The sequence below is a fragment of the Pseudomonas sp. GW821-FHT07G06 genome, assembly GCF_058986625.1.
In genome coordinates, this window is record NZ_JBYSVW010000007.1 from 257373 (window position 1) to 274463 (window position 17091).

A 17091-nucleotide genomic window follows, 5' to 3' on the forward strand; every position below is an offset into this window, starting at 1 on the left:
ACAAGCGCTTTCGTTGCAATGACCTGCGACCGCACCGCGCGCATTCCTACTATCGGCCCATCCACTACGCCAAATGCGCGACTAACAATAAAAGGGTGTTGTCATGAGTGAAGATGTCTTGCTGTATGAAATCGTCGGCCCGGTGGCGCGCCTGACGCTGAATCGGCCAAGGGCCATGAACGCGCTGAACCTGGCGACACTGGCCGAACTCGAGCGTTGCCTGAATGACATCGCCCGCAACGACGAGCTTCGGGTGGTCATCCTCACGGGTAGCGGTCCGGCCTTCTGCGCCGGTGCCGATCTGAAAGAAGTGTTGGCCGGCGCCTGCCTGCCCGCCGGCGAAGCCGACTTCCTCGACCGCGCCAATCAGGTCTTCGGTCAGTTGCGCAACTTCCCCAAACCGGTGATCGCCGCGCTCAACGGCGTGACCATGGCCGGTGGCCTGGAACTGGCCATGTGCGCCGACATCGTGGTCGCCGCGCAAACCGCGACCCTCGCCGATGCCCACGCCAACTTCGGCGTCTACCCCGGTGCCGGCGGCGCGGCGGTGTTGCCACGCCTGATTCCGTTGAACGTGGCGATGTACCTGCTGCTGACCGGCAAATCGCTCTCGGCCACGGAAATGAAAGGCTATGGCCTGGTCTGCGAAGTCCACGCCGATGAACAACTGGCCGACGCCACCCTCAGCCTGGCCAACCAGATCGCCAGGAAGAGCCCGATTGCCCTGCGCCGCATGAAAGAAGTCGCGCGCACATCGGCTGACAAGTCCCGTGACGACGCCTTGCTGCATGAGCAAGTGATGTTGCGCCAGCACCTGCGCACCGCCGACTTCCAGGAAGGCCTGCAGGCCTTCGGTGAAAAACGCGCACCGAACTTCAAGGGCCGCTAGGCCGTTCCCTGCAATTTTCAGGATCAGACAATGAACGATATCTACGTAGTGGGCGTCGGCATGACGCCGTTTGGCCGCTTGCTGGAGCGCAGCGTCTACGACATGGTCGACGAAGCCGTGGGCCTGGCGTTGAAAGATGCCGGCGCCAGCAGCACCGACGTCGGCTCGGTGTACTACAGCACCATGACCAACGGCCTGTTGCAGGGCCAGACCGGCATTCCCGGCCCGATCGCCATGCGCCGCATCGGCATCGAAGGCGTGCCGGTGTTCTCGGTCGAAAACGCCTGTGCATCCGGCTCGTCAGCATTCAACCTGGCCACGCTGGCCTTGCGCGCCGGTCAATGCGACATCGCCCTGGCGGTCGGCGCCGAGAAAATGAACATCCCGGACAAGGCCAAGATGTTCGCCGTGTTCGACGGCGGCTGGGACGTGTCCACGGTCGAGCAGAACAAGCACACCCTGCTGGCCATGGGCGAAGGCATCGTGCCGCCGCCGGGCACCGTGTCCGAACGCCCCTACAGCGTGTTCATGGACGTGTATGCCGCCATCGCGCGCAATCACATGCTGCGTTATGGCACCACCCAACGGCAGATCGCCGCGGTGGCCGCAAAGAACCACCAGCACTCGGTGCACAACCCGCTCTCGCAGTTCCAGCAAGCCTTCAGCATCGACGAAGTGCTGGCTTCACCTGCGATCTGCTATCCGCTGACCACGCTGATGTGCTCGCCGATCAGCGACGGCGCCGCGGCTGTCCTGCTGTGCAACGCCGACGGCCTTAAGCGCTTGAAGAATGCCGGCGACCGCGCCGTTCGCGTACTCGCCAGCGTGGTGCAGACCGGCAGCAACCGCGGCCTGGATGAACCGGAAAAAATCATCGCCCACCTGGCCGCGAAAAAAGCCTACGACCAGGCCGGCGTCAGCCCTGGCGACGTCAGCGTTGCGGAAGTGCATGACGCCTCGGCCATCGGCGAAATCCTCAACGCCGAATCGCTGATGCTGGTGCCGTTCGGCCAGGGTGGCCCGGCCGCTGAACGCGGTGATTTCACCGTCGGCGGCCGCCTGCCGATCAACCCGTCCGGCGGCCTCGAATCCAAGGGCCACCCGATTGGTGCCACCGGTCTGGGGCAGATCCACGAACTGGTCACGCAACTGCGCGGTGAAGCCGGCAAGCGCCAGGTCGAAGGTGCGCGCATCGCCATCCAGGAAAACGGCGGCGGACTGTTCGGCATCGAAGAAGCCGTGGTCGCCGTCAACATTCTCGCCAATAACAACATTTAAGGAGAGCCCCCATGGGACACGTCATGCGCACCCCGGAACAACTCGAAGCCGTCGAGAGTTTCCGGCGCTTCCTGGCCGACAAGATCGACCCGGTGTTCAACAAGGAATACCGCGACAAATTCATCCCTCGGGAAAAGATGTCCGAGATCATGCGCCAGCTCACCGAGTTCGGCATGATCAGCGGCGCCGTCAGTGAAGAACACGGCGGCCTGGGCCTGGACTGGCCAACCCTGATCATGCTTTTCGAAGAAGTCGCCGCCTGTTCGGTGGACCTGTCGACGCCCGTGGTGATCAACTCCTTCGGCGCGCAGATGCTCGAGAAACTGGCCCCGGACCACCTGCGCGAGCGTTACTTGCCGGGGCTGATCAGCGGTGAGCTGTTCGTCAGCGTCGGCATTTCGGAACCGGACGTCGGCTCCAATGTGCTGGAGATCAAGACCCGCGCCCGCCGCGACGGTGACGACTTCATCATCAACGGTGAAAAGACCTGGATCAGCAACGGCTCTTATTCCGACTTCCTGATCTGCACCTGCCGCACCGGCGATGACCCGCGCAAGGGCCTGACCCACTTCCTGCTGGATCGCAAAGAACATCCGTACGAAGTGCAAGACATCCACAAGATCGCCTGGAACAGCCAGTCCACCGCGCAGATTTTCCTCAACGACGTGCGGGTTCCGGCCAGCAACATCATCGGCAAGGAAGGCGAAGCGCTGAAAAACACCCTGTCGTTCTTCGAGCGCTCGCGGGTGTTCGTCGCCGCTCAAGGCCTGGGCATTGGTCGTCGCGCGCTGGAAGAAGCCGTGCGTTACGCCAAGGAGCGCAAGCAGCACGGCAAAGTGATCGCCGGCCACCAGTTGATCTCGGCGATGCTTGCGGAAATGGCCACCCACGTCGATGCCGCCCGCCTGCTGACCTACCGTGCCGCCGAGATGATCGGCGCCGGCATCCCGGCGGAAATGGAAGCGGCCATGGCCAAGTACTTCGCCTGCGAAGCCGCCGTGACCATCGCCCGTCAGGCCGTGCAGATCCACGGCGGCGCCGGCGTCACCACCGACTTCCTGGTGGAAAAACTCGCCCGTGAAGCCATCGTCGTGCCGATTCCCGAAGGCACTTCGCAGATCCAGCAACTGATCATTGGCCGCGCCCTGACCGGGGTCAATGCGTTCTGATCAGCCGCCCGTTCCATTTCCAACAATAACAACCCGGCTCCTTCGAGCCGGGCAGCGAACAAGGACACCTTCATGCGCATTCAAGACAAAGTCATCGTGATCACCGGCGGCGCTTCGGGCCTGGGCCTGGCCACCGCGCATTACATGGCCGGTGAAAAAGCCGCCCGCGTGGCGATCTTCGACCTGAACATCGAAGCCGGCGAACAGGCTGTGGCCGAGATTGGCGCCGACCGCGCCATGTTCGTGCAGACCGATGTCAGCGATGAGACCTCGGTGCAGAACGCGGTGAATGCCGTGATCGGCAAATTCGGCGCCATCCATGTGTGCATCAACGGTGCCGCCGTACCGAACGGTTTCAAGGTGCTGGGCAAGGAAGGCAAGGCTGCGCCGCTGGCGAAATTCGCCCTGGCCACGGCGATCAACCTCAATGGCGTGTTCAACGTGATGTCCAAGTGCGCCGAGCACATGGCCAACAACGAAGCCGAAGCCGGCGAAGAGCGCGGTGTGGTGATCAATGTGTCGTCGGGGGCCGCCTATGAAGGCCAGGTCGGCCAGTGCGCGTATGCGGCGACCAAGGCCGGTGTGATCGGCATGAACATGCCCGCCGCTCGTGAACTGGGCGCCATTGGCGTGCGGGTCAACGCCATCGCTCCGGGCCTGTTCCTGACCAGCATGGTCGCCGGCCTCGACGAGAAGGTGCTCAACTCGCTGAAAGAACAGATGGAGTCGCCCAAGCGCCTGGGTGACATGCGTGAGTTCGCGCATTGCTGCGCCTTCCTGATCGAGAACGCCTACGTCAACGGCGAGACCATCCGTCTCGATGCCGCGTCGCGCATGCGCGCCCGCTAAACGCGTCGCGGTCTTCCTGAGCCACTGGAGCAATCCACCATGAAAATGAATTTCAGCCGAATCATGCGCTTGCTCGCGCTGCGTCATCGCGACCGGGAGGCGATCGTCAACGTCGAGCGCAACCGGCGTTTCACCTACGAGCAGTATCACCTGCTGACCAACCGTATCGCCGACGTCCTGCGCTCCAGGCTGCAAGTGCGCGCGGGCGAGCGCTTCATGCTGATCCTGGAAAACGACAACCTCAGCCTGATGATGTTTCCCAGCACCTTCAAGCAGGAAGGCACGGTGGTCATGACCAACCTGCGCGACCCGCTCGACGAGCATGCGCGGCAGATCGACCTGGTCCGGCCGCGGGTGGTGTTTATCGAAACCCGCCTGCTGGACAGCTACTACAGCACGCTGCGCAGCCGCGATTGCGAGATCGTGGTGATGGACCCGCCGACGCCTGAGCAAGCCGCCCTCCCCGGTGTGTTCAGCTTCTGGCCGTTGGTGGAAGCGGCATCGGATCTCGACTACGACCTGAGCCTCGACAGCGACCAGCACATCTGCATGTTGCGTTTCACCGGTGGCACCACCGGCAAAGGCAAGTGTGCGATGTACTCAATCGACAACTGGATGGCCTGCCGCGACGCGGCGTTCATCAACACCGATCTGGGCTTGTCCGGCAACACACGGTTGCTGCACGTTTCACCGTTGTCCCACGGCACCATCATGTTGTTCTTCCCCACGGTTTATGGCGGTGGCACCAACATCACCCTGAATCAGCTGGACATGGAAAACTGGCGGCAGATCGTCGAAAGCGAACGCGTCACCCATTCGTTCCTGGTGCCGACCGTGCTGTATCGCCTGTTGGAAATGCAGCGCGCCAATCCGAAGGATTTCTCTTCGCTGACCACACTGATCTACGGCGCCGCGCCCATGAGCCCGGACAAGCTTGGCGAACTGGTGGAGTGCTTCGGGCAGATTTTTGTCCAGGGCTACGCCGCCACCGAGTCGCCGATGATGATTGCCGCGCTAGACAAGGCTGCGCATCAACCCGGCAATGCCGCCGCCCTGCGACATCTGTCCTCGGCTGGGCGGCCTACTCCCGGTGTCGAGGTGTTCATCACCGATGCGGATGGCCTGCCGTTGCCGATTGGCGCAACCGGTGAAATCCGCATCCGCTGCAGAGCCATCATCAAGGGTTACTACGAAAACCCTGAAGCCACGGCCGCGGAATTTGACGACGGTGCCTGGAAGTCCGGCGATCTCGGGTACATCGATGCTGGCGGCTACCTGTACATCGTCGACCGGCTCAAGGACATGATCATCAGCGGCGGTTTCAACGTCTACGCGGTGGAAGTCGAGGCCGCGCTGGCGGCGCATCCATCGGTGCTGATGGCCGCCGTGGTCGGCATCCCGCACCCGGAATGGGGTGAAGCGGTGCATGCCGAAGTGATCCTGCGTCAGGGGCAAACGGTCACGCCAGAAGAGTTGATCGCACAGACGCGCGCTCGATTGGGTGGCTACAAAGCGCCGAAATCCCTGGTGTTCGTGGATGAACTGCCCACTTCCGTGGTGGGCAAGGTATTGCGCCGACAGGTTCGCGAAAAGTACTGGCAGGGAGCTTCACGCAAAATCAGTTGAAGTGCACACGGCCACTGTAGGAGCTGGCGAAGCCTGCGATCTTTTGCTGTTTCGAAATTACTCAAGATCAAAAGATCGCAGCCTCCGGCAGCTCCTACAGAAATACCCGACACCTTGTGGGCGCTGGCGCGGCCTGCGATCTTTTGCGGTTTCGGAATTGGTTGAGATCAAAAGATCGCAGCCTGCGGCAGCTCCTACAGAAACACCCGACACCTTGTGGGCGCTGGCGCAGCCTGCGATCTTTTGCGGTTTCGGAATTGCTTAAGATCAAAAGATCGCAGCCTGTAGGAGCTGCCGTAGGCTGCGATCTTTTGGCGGTGTCGGAATCGATTAAGATCAAAAGATCGCAGCCTGCGGCAGCTCCTACAGATGCATGCGATCTTCCGGGGATCAAGGCATCGGTACGACGGTGTAATAAACGCCGTTGGCGCCAAAGGACGGTCGCAACCAGGCGTTGCCGCACTGGTAATACGTGGTATTGGAGAAGCTTATCAAGCCACAGCCTGGGGGCAGTGAGGCGTACGTCGCGCCCATGGGCATTGTCGGTGGGGCGGAGGCCACCATGCCGGCGTTATAGCTGGCGTTCTGGTCGGCGACCGTCGCTGCTGCTTCGCCGACGACCACGCCGGCCGCAGCGGCAGCGGCCGGATTGACGCCCTCGTTATAGCCACAGTTGTAGCAGCCACTGCTGGCAATCACCGCGGTTGGCGGATGGTAGTAAGCAGTCCCGTAAGGCACGGCATGGTAGGCGGTTGTGCCATAAACGGGGGGGAGGTAAGCCGTTGTGCCATAGCCATCCGCGTGATAACCGGCGGCGGTGGCGCCATTTTCACCTTGCGCATGCCAGGCACCTTCGCCACCCGACGCCGTTCCACCTTCCGCGCCCGTGCCGTGCCAGGAGCCCTCGCCACCGGACGCCGAGCCGCCGCGATAGCCGGTGCCGCTCCAGCTCCCATCGCCTCCGGAAGCCGAGCCGCCGCGATTGGTTTCGCCACTCCAACTGCCGCTCCCGCCCGAGGCCGAGCCGTATTCACCCGAATGACTCCATGAGCCCCCTCCTCCGTAAGTGCGCCCGAAGCCGGAAGCGTGGGACCAGGCCGCTGCCTGATCGCAGGTGAGCAGCGCGACAAGCAGGCCGGCGAATTTCAAGGTAGATCTGTTCATGGGTCAGTCTCCTTGTTCAGGGTTTCGCCACGGGCTCTTTTACCCCCTGCGGGGCACGAAGATCGGGCGGTGGGGCAAACTGAATGCGGTGGGCCGTTTCGATGTGATCAGGCCTGAAAAAATCGGCAGACATCGTCGACTGGAGCTTCCAGTCACTGAAATCGACTTGATGCCGGGATCGTGTCGGATCATCGAGAAACACGGCGCGCAACCGGCGTGGCAGCTTGTCCTGCACGCCGATCCACGCCTGGACGAACACGCTGTCGCTGGTGTAGGCGATCACATCGGTGGTGGTATCACCGACCACCGTGCTTTGGCCGACGTAAAACGCCACACGCAGGTCCCTGGACAAATCCTTGTAGGGATCGGCGACGATCACGTCGGTAAACGGAAAATAGATCGCGGCACGCTGGTACGCGGCCTCCAGGGTCGCATCAATGGTAGGAGGCGCGTCCGCCTGGGCCAGCAAGTCGCCTTTGCGTTCGAAGGCATAGGCTTTTTTGCCGTCGTAGTAAAACTCGGTGGCCGGACCGTCGCCGGACGTCAACACACGAAGGCGGTCCGGTCGTTGCACGTTGACCAGGTCCACCGTGCCATAGGCCAGGGGAGGCCCCAGCCGGCTGGGCTTTTCGTAGGTCGTGACGGCTTTGAAACTCATGCCCTGAGTGCCCGCGAGCCTGGCACTCATTGCCTTTAGAACCTCCAGCGCCTTGGGTTCCAGTTGCTCCGCAGGCGGATTGGTAGAGGGAGTTTGTGCGGCGTACAGCGGTATCGCGAACAGACCTATGGCTAGACCGAAACAGAACAACCGGACAGGCGTTTGGAAGGTAGGCATCGCTTGTTCTCCACGGAAACCTGCAGGTCGATCACGCGTCGTCAGAGTCATTAGAAAAGCTCAGTTACCGGGTGATTGCCATGCCTTCGGGAAAATAGTTTGAACAAATCCACTCAGAAACCCGCGCAAAGGCTACAGCGCGTCAATCTGCTGGTGAAATCCGGCATCCATGCCGGACTGCCTCTGCAATCTCAGCAACATCCGGACGAATAAACGGCAAGCAAGCGCTCTGCAAACGCGGACAGGTCCGACTCGACCAAACGGTTGATGCCGGCTGCACGCTTGCGTCCACCTCCCGTCGGGAACTGACGGCAGAACACATCCGCCGTCTGTTCGCTGCCGTCAGGTACACGAAGGCTGAACCCCCATTCACCATTGGCCTTGGCACTGAGCAGACCGATGGCCAGGTGCGGAGCCTGTGCCGCCAATTGATTGGCCAGCACACCGCTGACCCGTCGCGCCCATGGCTGCGGCGGCAAGCGATAGAGCCGCGCGCCGTTGCCCTCACGCCACGGCATCAGGTCAGCGGCAGCCGCCATGTCGGCGGCATGCCCCTCTTTCAGGGTGATGAAACTCGCGCTTTCGCGGACGAAGTCCATTGGATCGCGGTACGGCAACAGTTCGCCAGCCAGGGCCAACGGATCGAAATGCAGGTCCTCCAGGCTGTCGCCGTAGGCGTTGTAGTTCAACAACTGACCCAGTTCTTCCAGCGCCACCACCTCCTCCGTATTCAACCCGTGTCGTTCGGCCAGTGCACGCGCCGGACCGGCCAGGCCATCACCAAAGGCGGCGACCACCGCCCAGCGGTGCTCCCGTCCCGAGAGGTAGTTGTCCACCAGGATGCTGGTACACACGTGGGCCGCCGTATCGATAAATGACTCGAATGCCGGATGTCGAGGCAGGTCACCCGCATAGTGGTGATCGAAATAGCGCACCCGGGCACCGGCGTCGAGTAACCGCCGGGTATCCTCGCGATTCTGCTCGTGGGCCACGTCCAGCACAGTGACCCGCTCGCCATGAGCGGCCGTGACCCGGCGCAGCAGTTCGATATCGCGCTTGACCCCACTGATCAAGCGCACCTCGCGCTCCAGTTCCCCGGCCAGTCGCAATTGCTGCAGTGCACAGAGGCCATCCGCATCGCCATTAAAGGCGCAGTGTTCAATCATCTGTCATGTTCCTCAGCACATCATTTCGCCGCCGTTGGCATCCAGTTGCGCGCCATTGATTGCACTGGCGTAATCCGATGCAAGGAACAGCGCGGCGCGTGCGCACTCGTCATCGGTGCGCATGCGCCCACCCGGGATCCCGGCACTGAGTTCGGCACGCACCTGTTCTTCACTGACGCCCCGGGCGGCGGCGGTCTGGCGGACCAGGGCCTGGACCGGCTCGCCCCACATCCAGCCGCATGCCAGGCCGTTGACCCGCAGACCATGCACCGCCTGCTCGGTCGCCAGGTAGCGCACTGTCGCGGCCAGTGCGCTTTTCGAGGCGGCATAGGCGGCACCGCCCTGGTAAGGCTTGCGGACCCCCAGGGTATTGATCATGACAATGGCGCCGGCGCCCTGGGTGCGCATGGGCGCCAGCACGGCGCGGCTCATGTTCAGCGAGCCCAGCAGATTGACCTCCAGGGCCTCGCGCAATGGGCCGTTGTCGCCCTCCTCCACGGACTGGAAGCCACCGTGGGAGAAGGCGCTGTTGATCAGCGCATCGATACGCCCGAATTGCTCCAGCGTGTTTGCGGCGAAGCGCTGACAGGCTTCGACATCGGTAATGTCCGTGGGCACACACAACACCTCGCAGGTGTGGGTGAGCGCCAAAATACGTTGTTGCGCCTCGAGCAGCCGCGCCTTGTCCCGTGCCCCTATGGCAACGGCGCGCGCACCTTCGCGTGCGGCCTCCATGGCCAACTTGATACCCAGCCCGGGGCCGACACCCGAGACCATCACGACCTTGTCTTTCAACAGCATGGGAGATTCCTCTTGTTGTTATGAGCTGCATGGGTTTCAGGCTTGAATATGCCGGGTCCGATACTCGGCATAGTCTCGTTGCAAAATCTCTTCGCTGAGGCCGAACTGGCTGGGGCTGTAGTGATGAACCGCGCGCTTTTCACGCCCGTTTGCCTGCAGCCATTGCGCCATGGCGGACCGGGTCTGCGGCGTCAGCTGGAGGCCGGCAAACTGATAGATCCTTTCGACGACAGCCTGCGGCTCAGCCACCGTGTCTTCGAAGTGCACATCAAGGAAACGCTCCGGGGGCATACGCTCGCGGACGGCCATCGCATGGCGCAACGCACGTGCCATACGGCGGTTCCACTGCTCTCCTACGGCCTCGGCATCGGCCTTGTCGCTGTAGAGCAACCAGAGGGTATGGATGAAGCTGGCCAACGACGGAATGGTCCTGGCGGGTTCGCGATGGGTGAGGACGACCTGTGCTTTTGGAAATACCTCGAACAGCAGCTCCAGGGTATGCAGATGCTGCGGGCTTTTGAGCAGCCAGCGACGGCCAGGCTCGATGCCGCGACGTGCTTGCTGCCATTGCAGGAACTGCAGGGTTCGCTTGAGGTACCGATAGACCTGCGTCTGGTCCTGAGCGTCAAGCCAGGCGGTATAGCTCGGCACATTGACGTAGGAATCCATGGCGCACAGGAACGAGTGTTCCATCAACATGAACTCTTCATCGGGCTGCTCGGCGTCCAGCGGGTGGATGGCCAGCAACTGCGGGAGGAACTCGATCATTCCCGCGACTTCATCCCGTGCCCGGGCGATGCGCTTGAGTGGCTGCTCCAGTGTTTCACCGGGCAAGGGTGCGGGGTAACGGGTTTCCCACCACAACGCCTTGCTGAACTGCGGGTCCACCGCCAGTGTGCGCTGCAGCAGTGTAGTGCCGGTGCGCGGCAGGCCGACGATCACCAAGGGGTCATCGATGGGTTGCTCAAGGATCTCCGGGTGACGCCGCAAGTGGTCCTCCATGACCAGGCGGTTGACCAGTTGCCCCAGCAGTTTTTCCCGCAATAAGCCCTGCCCGGCGGGCGACAGGCACGCTTCGTTCTTCAGGGCGTCGGCCAATACCCGCAGGCCCTGGCGAAAATCGCCGGGACCGAAGTCGTCGAGTCCCCCGGAACGGGCGCGGGCTTCGGCCAGCAAGGCTTCCAGGGCGAAATCATCGGCGCTCATCGCACAATCTCCTTCAACGCATCGAGCTTGACCACGCGAGTGGTCGGGTGCACGGGATGCTGCGCCCCCACCCAGCGCAAGCACAGGGTGCCGTGGGGATGGCTGGCGGTTTCCAGCCAATTCTCAAGGCCCGGATCAACGCCGCAGAGCACCATGCGCAAGCGGCCATCGGCGTCCAGGCGCGCTGAATGCTTGTTCAGGCAGATACGGTGGTAGCGGTAGTCCAGCGACTCCATCCAGTAGTTGTTGATCTGCACATTCCAGAAGTCGCAGTCAGGCACCTGATCGACCTCGATCAGCAAGGCCTCGTCCTCGGCCAGGGCCCAGTAGGAGTGGTAATAGAAAATGTTCGGGTCGCCTCCCACAGACTGACACAGCGCCTGGTCGGCGGCTGGCAGTTGATTGGGATGGGCCTGGTAACCCTGGGCCCAATCGGCAAACAATCGGGCGGTGTTCTCGACGAAACTGCCCACCCGCTGCAGGCTTTGCTGCAAGCGTGGCGCCGTCAACGGCTCGGGTGCCTGCCCGGCATTCAGGCGCTCTATTCGCAGTTGGGCCGGTTGCTCACTGCTACGGTCAAGAAACGTCTGGCGCACGATCAGGGCATTGCTCTGCGGCTCCAGCCGCAGCCAGTTGCCTCCAGCCGGCTGGCGCTGGCTGAGGATGATTTCGAAGTGGCCCTCGGCATCCAGCGCCAGTGACCCGGCATCGAGGAAGCCGGTCTGGGTCATCTTGCCATCCGTCTCATACCCCCCTTTCTGGGAGCCGAAGCTGAGGTAGGCAACGCTGCCGCGGTGACCGCTGACCCGGTACTCATGCTCGCCGTTCAGGCGCGCATAGCTGTACAGGTTATCCGGGTTGTCGGCGCCGATTTTGGCGGTTTCATGGGACGGGGTGATGAAGCCCGGAAAGTCCGGATCAGCGAACTCCAGGTGCATTTCCAGGGCAATGCGCAGTAACCGGGTGAGATAACGAAAGCCTTCGGCACGGGTCTGCACATCGGCCGGCGCTTCGCGGCGCAGTATCTGCTCGCCGCTGCGGCGCAATTGCTCGCAAAAGAGGTTCCAGCTCTCACCGCTGAGCACCTCCTGATCGATCCTGTCTGTAACCATGTCTGTAACCATGCCGCTCTCCTCTGCCGGCGGACATCCCGCCGCTGCCAGTGACCTTAGGGAGTTCCCGCTTGCCGGCTCTTCGTCCGAGCGGACTAAGCGCCCGCCTAGTCCGCTCGGACGAGGAGCCGGGCATCCCGAGCGGGGAGGATCGCGCCTGAGCCCATGGCTTACTCCCGTCGCGATGCGTGGCGCGGAGTCACTCTCAGAGGAGTCACCCATGACCGCAGAGAAAAATCTGGTTCGTTCCGTCATCGTGGACATCGCCGCGCCCGCCGAACGGGTCTGGTCGGTACTGATCGACCTGGCGCGTTATCCGCAGTGGAACCCCTATACCGTCAAGGTCGAGTCGAGTCTGGTACTTGGGGAGCCGGTCAACCTGTTCCTGCCCCATCCGGGGCAGCCGGGTGAGTTGCTGCACGTGATCGAATACCTGGCGGACTTCGAACCCCACCGGCTGCTCGCCTGGGAGATGTATGCCAGCGCCGACAATCCGGACGCTGCCCGCCGCGAACAGCACATCGAGCGCACCGGTCCGGCCAGTTGCCGTTACCACACCACCGACCAGTTCCTCGGCGCGACCGCCGACCAGGTCATGGCCAATCATGGTCCCTGGGTGCAACAGGGCTTCGATGCCGTAGCCCGCGCCCTCAAGGTGCGTGCCGAGACGCTGTACGCGTCCGTCGCGTGACCTTCAGCCGCTGTCGCGTTCTTCGTCCGAGCAGACGAAGAAGCGCCAGCGGCGCTTTCCCTACCTTGGAGGTCCGCCGGAGCCAAACCCGGCAGAAATCGAGGAGGTATCCGATGTTGACTCATCTGCAATGGCTGGAAGCGGAAAGCATCCAGATCATCCGCGAAGTGGTCGCCGAGTGTGAAAACCCGGTGATGCTCTATTCCATCGGCAAGGACAGCGCCGTGATGCTGCACCTGGCGATGAAGGCGTTTGCCCCGGGCAAACCGCCCTTCCCCTTGCTGCATGTGGACACCACCTGGAAGTTTCGCGAAATGATCACGTTCCGCGACCAGACGGCATCGCGCCTGGGGCTGGAACTGCTGGTGCACGTCAATCCCGAGGGCGTGGAAAAGGCCATCGACCCTTTTACCCACGGCTCGGCCCTGCATACCGACGTGTGGAAGACCCAAGGACTGAAGCAGGCCCTGGACCACTATGGATTCGACGCCGCTTTCGGCGGTGCCCGTCGTGATGAAGAAAAGTCGCGGGCCAAGGAACGGGTGTTCTCGCTGCGCTCCGAGCAGCATCGCTGGGACCCGAAACAGCAGCGCCCCGAGCTCTGGCGCTTGTACAACACACGCAAACGCAAAGGCGAAAGCCTGCGGGTATTCCCGTTGTCGAACTGGACCGAGCTGGATATCTGGCAATACATCTACCTCGAACAGATCCCCATCGTGCCGCTGTATTTCGCCAAGGAGCGCCCGGTGGTTCAGCGTGACGGCACGCTGATCATGGTCGACGACGAGCGCCTGCCGCTGCGAGCGGGAGAAACGCCGCAAATGCGCAAGGTGCGTTTCCGTACGCTTGGCTGCTACCCGCTGACCGGCGCCATCGACAGCGATGCCGACAACCTGCCGGCGATCATCAGCGAAATGCTGGTAAGCCGTACTTCGGAACGCCAGGGTCGGCTGATCGACAGCGATTCGGCCGGTTCCATGGAGAAAAAGAAGCAAGAGGGGTATTTCTGATGAGCGCGCTGACCGACACCTTCAATGGCGACCTGACGCCCTATCTGGAACAGCAACAGAACAAGCAACTGCTGCGTTTCATCACTTGTGGCAGCGTCGACGATGGCAAAAGCACCCTGATCGGCCGCCTGCTTTATGAGTCCAAGGTCCTGTTCGAGGACCAGCTTGGCCAACTCGAAGCCGACTCGAAAAAACTCGGCACCCAGGGCGACGAACTGGACTTCGCCCTGTTGGTCGACGGTTTGAGCGCCGAGCGTGAGCAAGGCATCACCATCGATGTCGCCTATCGGTTCTTCGCCACCGACAAGCGCAAGTTCATCGTCGCCGACACCCCCGGCCACGAGCAGTACACCCGCAACATGGTCACTGGCGCCTCGACCGCCGACCTCGCGGTGATCCTCATCGATGCCCGCCAGGGCATCCTCACCCAAACCCGCCGGCACAGTTACCTGGTGTCCCTGCTGGGCATCCGCAAGGTCGTGGTGGCCATCAACAAACTGGACCTGGTGGACTATTCCCAAGCGGTGTTCGAACGCATCGAATCCGACTATCGTGCGTTCGCCACGCAGATTGGCCTGCACGACATCCAGTGCATCCCGCTCTCTGCGCTGCGTGGCGACAACATGCTGGAAGCCAGCCCGAACACTCCCTGGTACCAGGGTCCGACCCTGCTCCAGCATCTGGAAAACGTCCCCCTTGAGCAGGCTCGACAGGTCGAGGCCGCATTCCGCCTGCCTGTGCAATGGGTGAACCGGCCGAACCTCGACTTTCGTGGCTACTGCGGCAACGTCGCCGCGGGCAGCGTCAGCGTGGGGGATCGTATCCGGGTGCTTCCGTCAGGTCATCAGAGCGAGATCACCGGGATCTTCGGTAGCGCCGGGGAACAGCCACAGGCCCTGTGCGGCCAGGCTGTCACACTGACGCTCAAGGATGAAATCGATATCAGCCGCGGCGACATGATTGTCCTGGCCGATGCACCGGCGGCGGTTGCCGACCAGTTCGAGGCGACGCTGGTGTGGATGGACGAAGAGCCGATGTTGCCCGGGCGTCCTTACCTGATGAAGATCGGCTGCCGGACCGTCAGCATGAGCTGCGCCAGCCTCAAGCACCGGGTCGATGTGAACAGCCTGGAACACCTGGCGGCCAAAACCCTGGAGCTGAACGGTATCGGTGTGTGCAATCTGCACCTGGACCGGCCGATCGCCTTCGATGCCTATGCCGACAACCGCGATACGGGTGGATTCATCATTATCGACCGCCTGAGCAACCGGACGGTCGGCGCCGGCATGCTGCACTTTGCCTTGCGCCGCGCACAGAACGTGCACTGGCAGGCCGTCGACGTCAACCGTGAGGCACATGCAACGCTCAAGGGACAGTCGCCGCGAATCCTGTGGTTCACCGGCTTGTCCGGCGCGGGCAAGTCGACCATCGCCAACCTGGTGGAGCGCAAGCTGCACACCCTCGGCCGGCACACTTACCTGCTCGATGGCGACAACGTCCGCCATGGCCTGAATCGCGACCTGGGCTTCACCGAAGCCGACCGGGTGGAGAATATCCGCCGGGTCTCGGAAGTGGCGAAGCTGATGCTCGATGCCGGTCTGATCACCCTGGTGTCGTTCATCTCGCCGTTCCGTGCCGAGCGCGAGATGGCACGTCGCCTGGCAGGAGACGGTAATTTCCTGGAAATTTTCGTCGATGCGCCACTGGCCCTGGCCGAACAGCGCGACCCCAAAGGTCTGTACCAGAAGGCCCGGCGTGGCGAGTTGAAAAACTTCACCGGGATCGACTCGCCTTATGAGCCGCCGGTAACTCCGGACATCCACATCGATACCCGTAACGAGTCGGCCGAAACCGCCGCCGAACGTATCGTCGAGGCACTGCTGGCACTGTAAAAGCCCATGAACTCAGCGCTATGCCGGGATGAACCGGTGTAGCGCTGCCTATCACATGGCCCGACAACCCGCCTAAGCCAAACGGACGATTTTCCCGCCATGGGCGCGATCAATACTCGAACGACAACAACAAGCAGCAGCGAGGCGTATCCATGACCCTCTCTCTTCCGGTCTGCACGGACCTGCAGCCCGATACCGAAATCCCGTCTGCAGAGCTCAGCCGCTGGCTTGCGCTGGTCTATCAAGGCCCTCTTGAGTCGACACCCTGGTCCGGCCTGCTGGAAACCTTGCGTCAGCGTTTCGACGCCAGCTTCTTCACCCTGGTGCTACGCAACCCCGACCATGAACGGCCCGGTTTGATCGTCAATGCATCGATTCATGGCCCCCTGCTGCCAGGCGAGCCGTTCTACAGCGAACAGTACTACGCAATCTGCCCCTTCATCGACTGGCCTGTCGAGCAGGTGGCCAGTGCCGATCAGGTACTGGGCGCCGATGCCTGGCTGGCCCACGACTTCTACCGCAACTATCTGCAACCCCTGGATCTGCGCCACGTCCTGGTCGCCAACATGCGCACGCCCACGGGCATGCACTGCGCCTTGTTCGCCTGCCGCAACCACGCCGGCCGCGACTTCGATGCGACGGAGATTGCCCTGATTCGCCTGCTCCTGCCGCACCTGCAACAAGCGGTGGACTTGCACTCGGCGGTAGAGCAACTGGACTCCGAACGCCAACTCTATGCCGCGACCATCGACCGGCTGATGGTGGGCACGGCGATCCTCGACGAAGACGGCAGAATGATGCGATGCAACCGCGCCGCCCAGCGACTGTTCGACAGCCGTGACGGCCTGGAATGCCGACACGACAAGCTCTGTGCCTTCACCAGCCAGCAGAACCGCAATGTCCAGCAAGCCATCCAGGCCGTATTGAAACAACGCCAGCGGGGTCTCGATGACATCGAAGTGTTGACCCTGACCCGGCCAAGCGGCGAGATGCCACTCAATTTACTGCTGCGCCCCATCCCCGTGAGCTATCAATCGCGCAACGGCGCACGCCGGCCAGCCGTAGCGGTGTTCATCCGCGACCCGGCGGACTCGCCGCAGGCATCGCGCAACCTGTTGCGCAGCCTGTTCCAGCTGACGCCGACCGAAACCGAAGTGGCCATGCTCGTGATGGACGGGCAAACCCTCGATGAAACAGCCCTGGCCCTCGGGGTTTCGCGCAACACGGTGCGTGCCCATCTGCGCGGAGTGTTCGCCAAGACCGGCGCCACCCGCCAGGCTCAACTGGTCAAGACACTGCTCAACAGTGTGGCGTCGCTTGGATAGTGATGGGCCAACTCGCAGGTTCCGTGAATCCTGAAATCGAATCGCCTCCTGTAGGAGCTGTCGAGTGCAACGAGGCTG

The 17091-nt window shown here is 62.3% G+C and carries 15 protein-coding genes; 9 read left to right on the forward strand and 6 right to left on the reverse strand.

Annotated elements, in window-relative coordinates:
• Window positions 1-103: 103 nt before the first annotated feature.
• From AC3WJW_RS14440 to AC3WJW_RS14460, 5 genes are all read left to right on the forward strand, one after another.
• Window positions 104-889 carry an enoyl-CoA hydratase/isomerase family protein gene (locus tag AC3WJW_RS14440; RefSeq protein WP_116583356.1) on the forward strand — a complete coding sequence of 262 codons (786 nt, stop codon included), beginning with the start codon at window positions 104-106 and terminating at the stop codon, window positions 887-889.
• Window positions 890-919: 30 nt separating this feature from the next.
• On the forward strand, window positions 920-2167 hold the full coding sequence (locus AC3WJW_RS14445) for a thiolase family protein (RefSeq protein WP_493726470.1): 1248 nt from the start codon (window positions 920-922) through the stop codon (window positions 2165-2167).
• Window positions 2168-2178: 11 nt separating this feature from the next.
• The gene (locus AC3WJW_RS14450) at window positions 2179-3336 is read left to right on the forward strand and encodes an acyl-CoA dehydrogenase family protein (RefSeq protein WP_116583354.1); all 1158 of its coding nucleotides are present in this window, start codon (window positions 2179-2181) and stop codon (window positions 3334-3336) included.
• 72 nt (window positions 3337-3408) lie between these two features.
• On the forward strand, window positions 3409-4185 hold the full coding sequence (locus AC3WJW_RS14455) for an SDR family NAD(P)-dependent oxidoreductase (protein ID WP_116583353.1): 777 nt from the start codon (window positions 3409-3411) through the stop codon (window positions 4183-4185).
• 39 nt (window positions 4186-4224) lie between these two features.
• The gene (locus AC3WJW_RS14460; RefSeq protein ID WP_493726471.1) at window positions 4225-5811 is read left to right on the forward strand and encodes a class I adenylate-forming enzyme family protein; all 1587 of its coding nucleotides are present in this window, start codon (window positions 4225-4227) and stop codon (window positions 5809-5811) included.
• Between the two features lie 390 nt (window positions 5812-6201).
• On the opposite strand, the gene AC3WJW_RS14465 is transcribed toward AC3WJW_RS14460, so the two are convergent.
• The 6 genes from AC3WJW_RS14465 to AC3WJW_RS14490 all read right to left on the reverse strand — a co-directional run bounded on the left by AC3WJW_RS14465 (window position 6202) and on the right by AC3WJW_RS14490 (window position 12107).
• Window positions 6202-6975, reverse strand: a complete 774-nt coding sequence (locus AC3WJW_RS14465) for a hypothetical protein (protein WP_493726472.1) — start codon at window positions 6973-6975, stop codon at window positions 6202-6204.
• Window positions 6976-6991: 16 nt separating this feature from the next.
• Window positions 6992-7861, reverse strand: coding sequence for a DUF2092 domain-containing protein (locus tag AC3WJW_RS14470; RefSeq protein ID WP_493726473.1), 870 nt, complete (start codon window positions 7859-7861; stop codon window positions 6992-6994).
• A gap of 140 nt (window positions 7862-8001) precedes the next feature.
• Window positions 8002-8976, reverse strand: a complete 975-nt coding sequence (locus tag AC3WJW_RS14475; protein WP_493726474.1) for an acetyltransferase — start codon at window positions 8974-8976, stop codon at window positions 8002-8004.
• A 12-nt stretch (window positions 8977-8988) separates the two neighbouring features.
• Entirely contained in the window at window positions 8989-9777 is a 789-nt protein-coding gene (locus AC3WJW_RS14480) for an SDR family oxidoreductase (protein WP_493726475.1), read from the reverse strand.
• Window positions 9778-9813: 36 nt separating this feature from the next.
• Window positions 9814-10983 carry a sulfotransferase family protein gene (locus AC3WJW_RS14485; protein WP_493726476.1) on the reverse strand — a complete coding sequence of 390 codons (1170 nt, stop codon included), beginning with the start codon at window positions 10981-10983 and terminating at the stop codon, window positions 9814-9816.
• Window positions 10980-12107, reverse strand: a complete 1128-nt coding sequence (locus tag AC3WJW_RS14490) for a hypothetical protein (RefSeq protein WP_493726477.1) — start codon at window positions 12105-12107, stop codon at window positions 10980-10982. Before AC3WJW_RS14490 ends, AC3WJW_RS14485 begins: the two co-directional genes overlap by 4 nt.
• 208 nt (window positions 12108-12315) lie before the next feature.
• On the opposite strand from AC3WJW_RS14490, the gene AC3WJW_RS14495 reads away from it, so the two are divergent.
• The 4 genes from AC3WJW_RS14495 (at window position 12316) to AC3WJW_RS14510 (ending at window position 17013) form a co-directional block, all read left to right on the forward strand.
• Complete coding sequence (locus AC3WJW_RS14495; protein ID WP_428609492.1) at window positions 12316-12786, forward strand: SRPBCC domain-containing protein; 471 nt, start codon at window positions 12316-12318, stop codon at window positions 12784-12786.
• Window positions 12787-12851: 65 nt separating this feature from the next.
• Entirely contained in the window at window positions 12852-13796 is a 945-nt protein-coding gene (gene cysD, locus AC3WJW_RS14500; protein ID WP_493726478.1) for a sulfate adenylyltransferase subunit CysD, read from the forward strand.
• Window positions 13796-15688: a sulfate adenylyltransferase subunit CysN gene (gene cysN, locus AC3WJW_RS14505; RefSeq protein ID WP_493726479.1), complete on the forward strand. Its 1893-nt coding sequence runs from the start codon at window positions 13796-13798 to the stop codon at window positions 15686-15688. The genes cysD and cysN overlap by 1 nt, the downstream gene beginning before the upstream one ends.
• A gap of 152 nt (window positions 15689-15840) precedes the next feature.
• The gene (locus tag AC3WJW_RS14510) at window positions 15841-17013 is read left to right on the forward strand and encodes a helix-turn-helix transcriptional regulator (RefSeq protein ID WP_493726480.1); all 1173 of its coding nucleotides are present in this window, start codon (window positions 15841-15843) and stop codon (window positions 17011-17013) included.
• The last annotated feature ends 78 nt before the right edge of the window (window positions 17014-17091 follow it).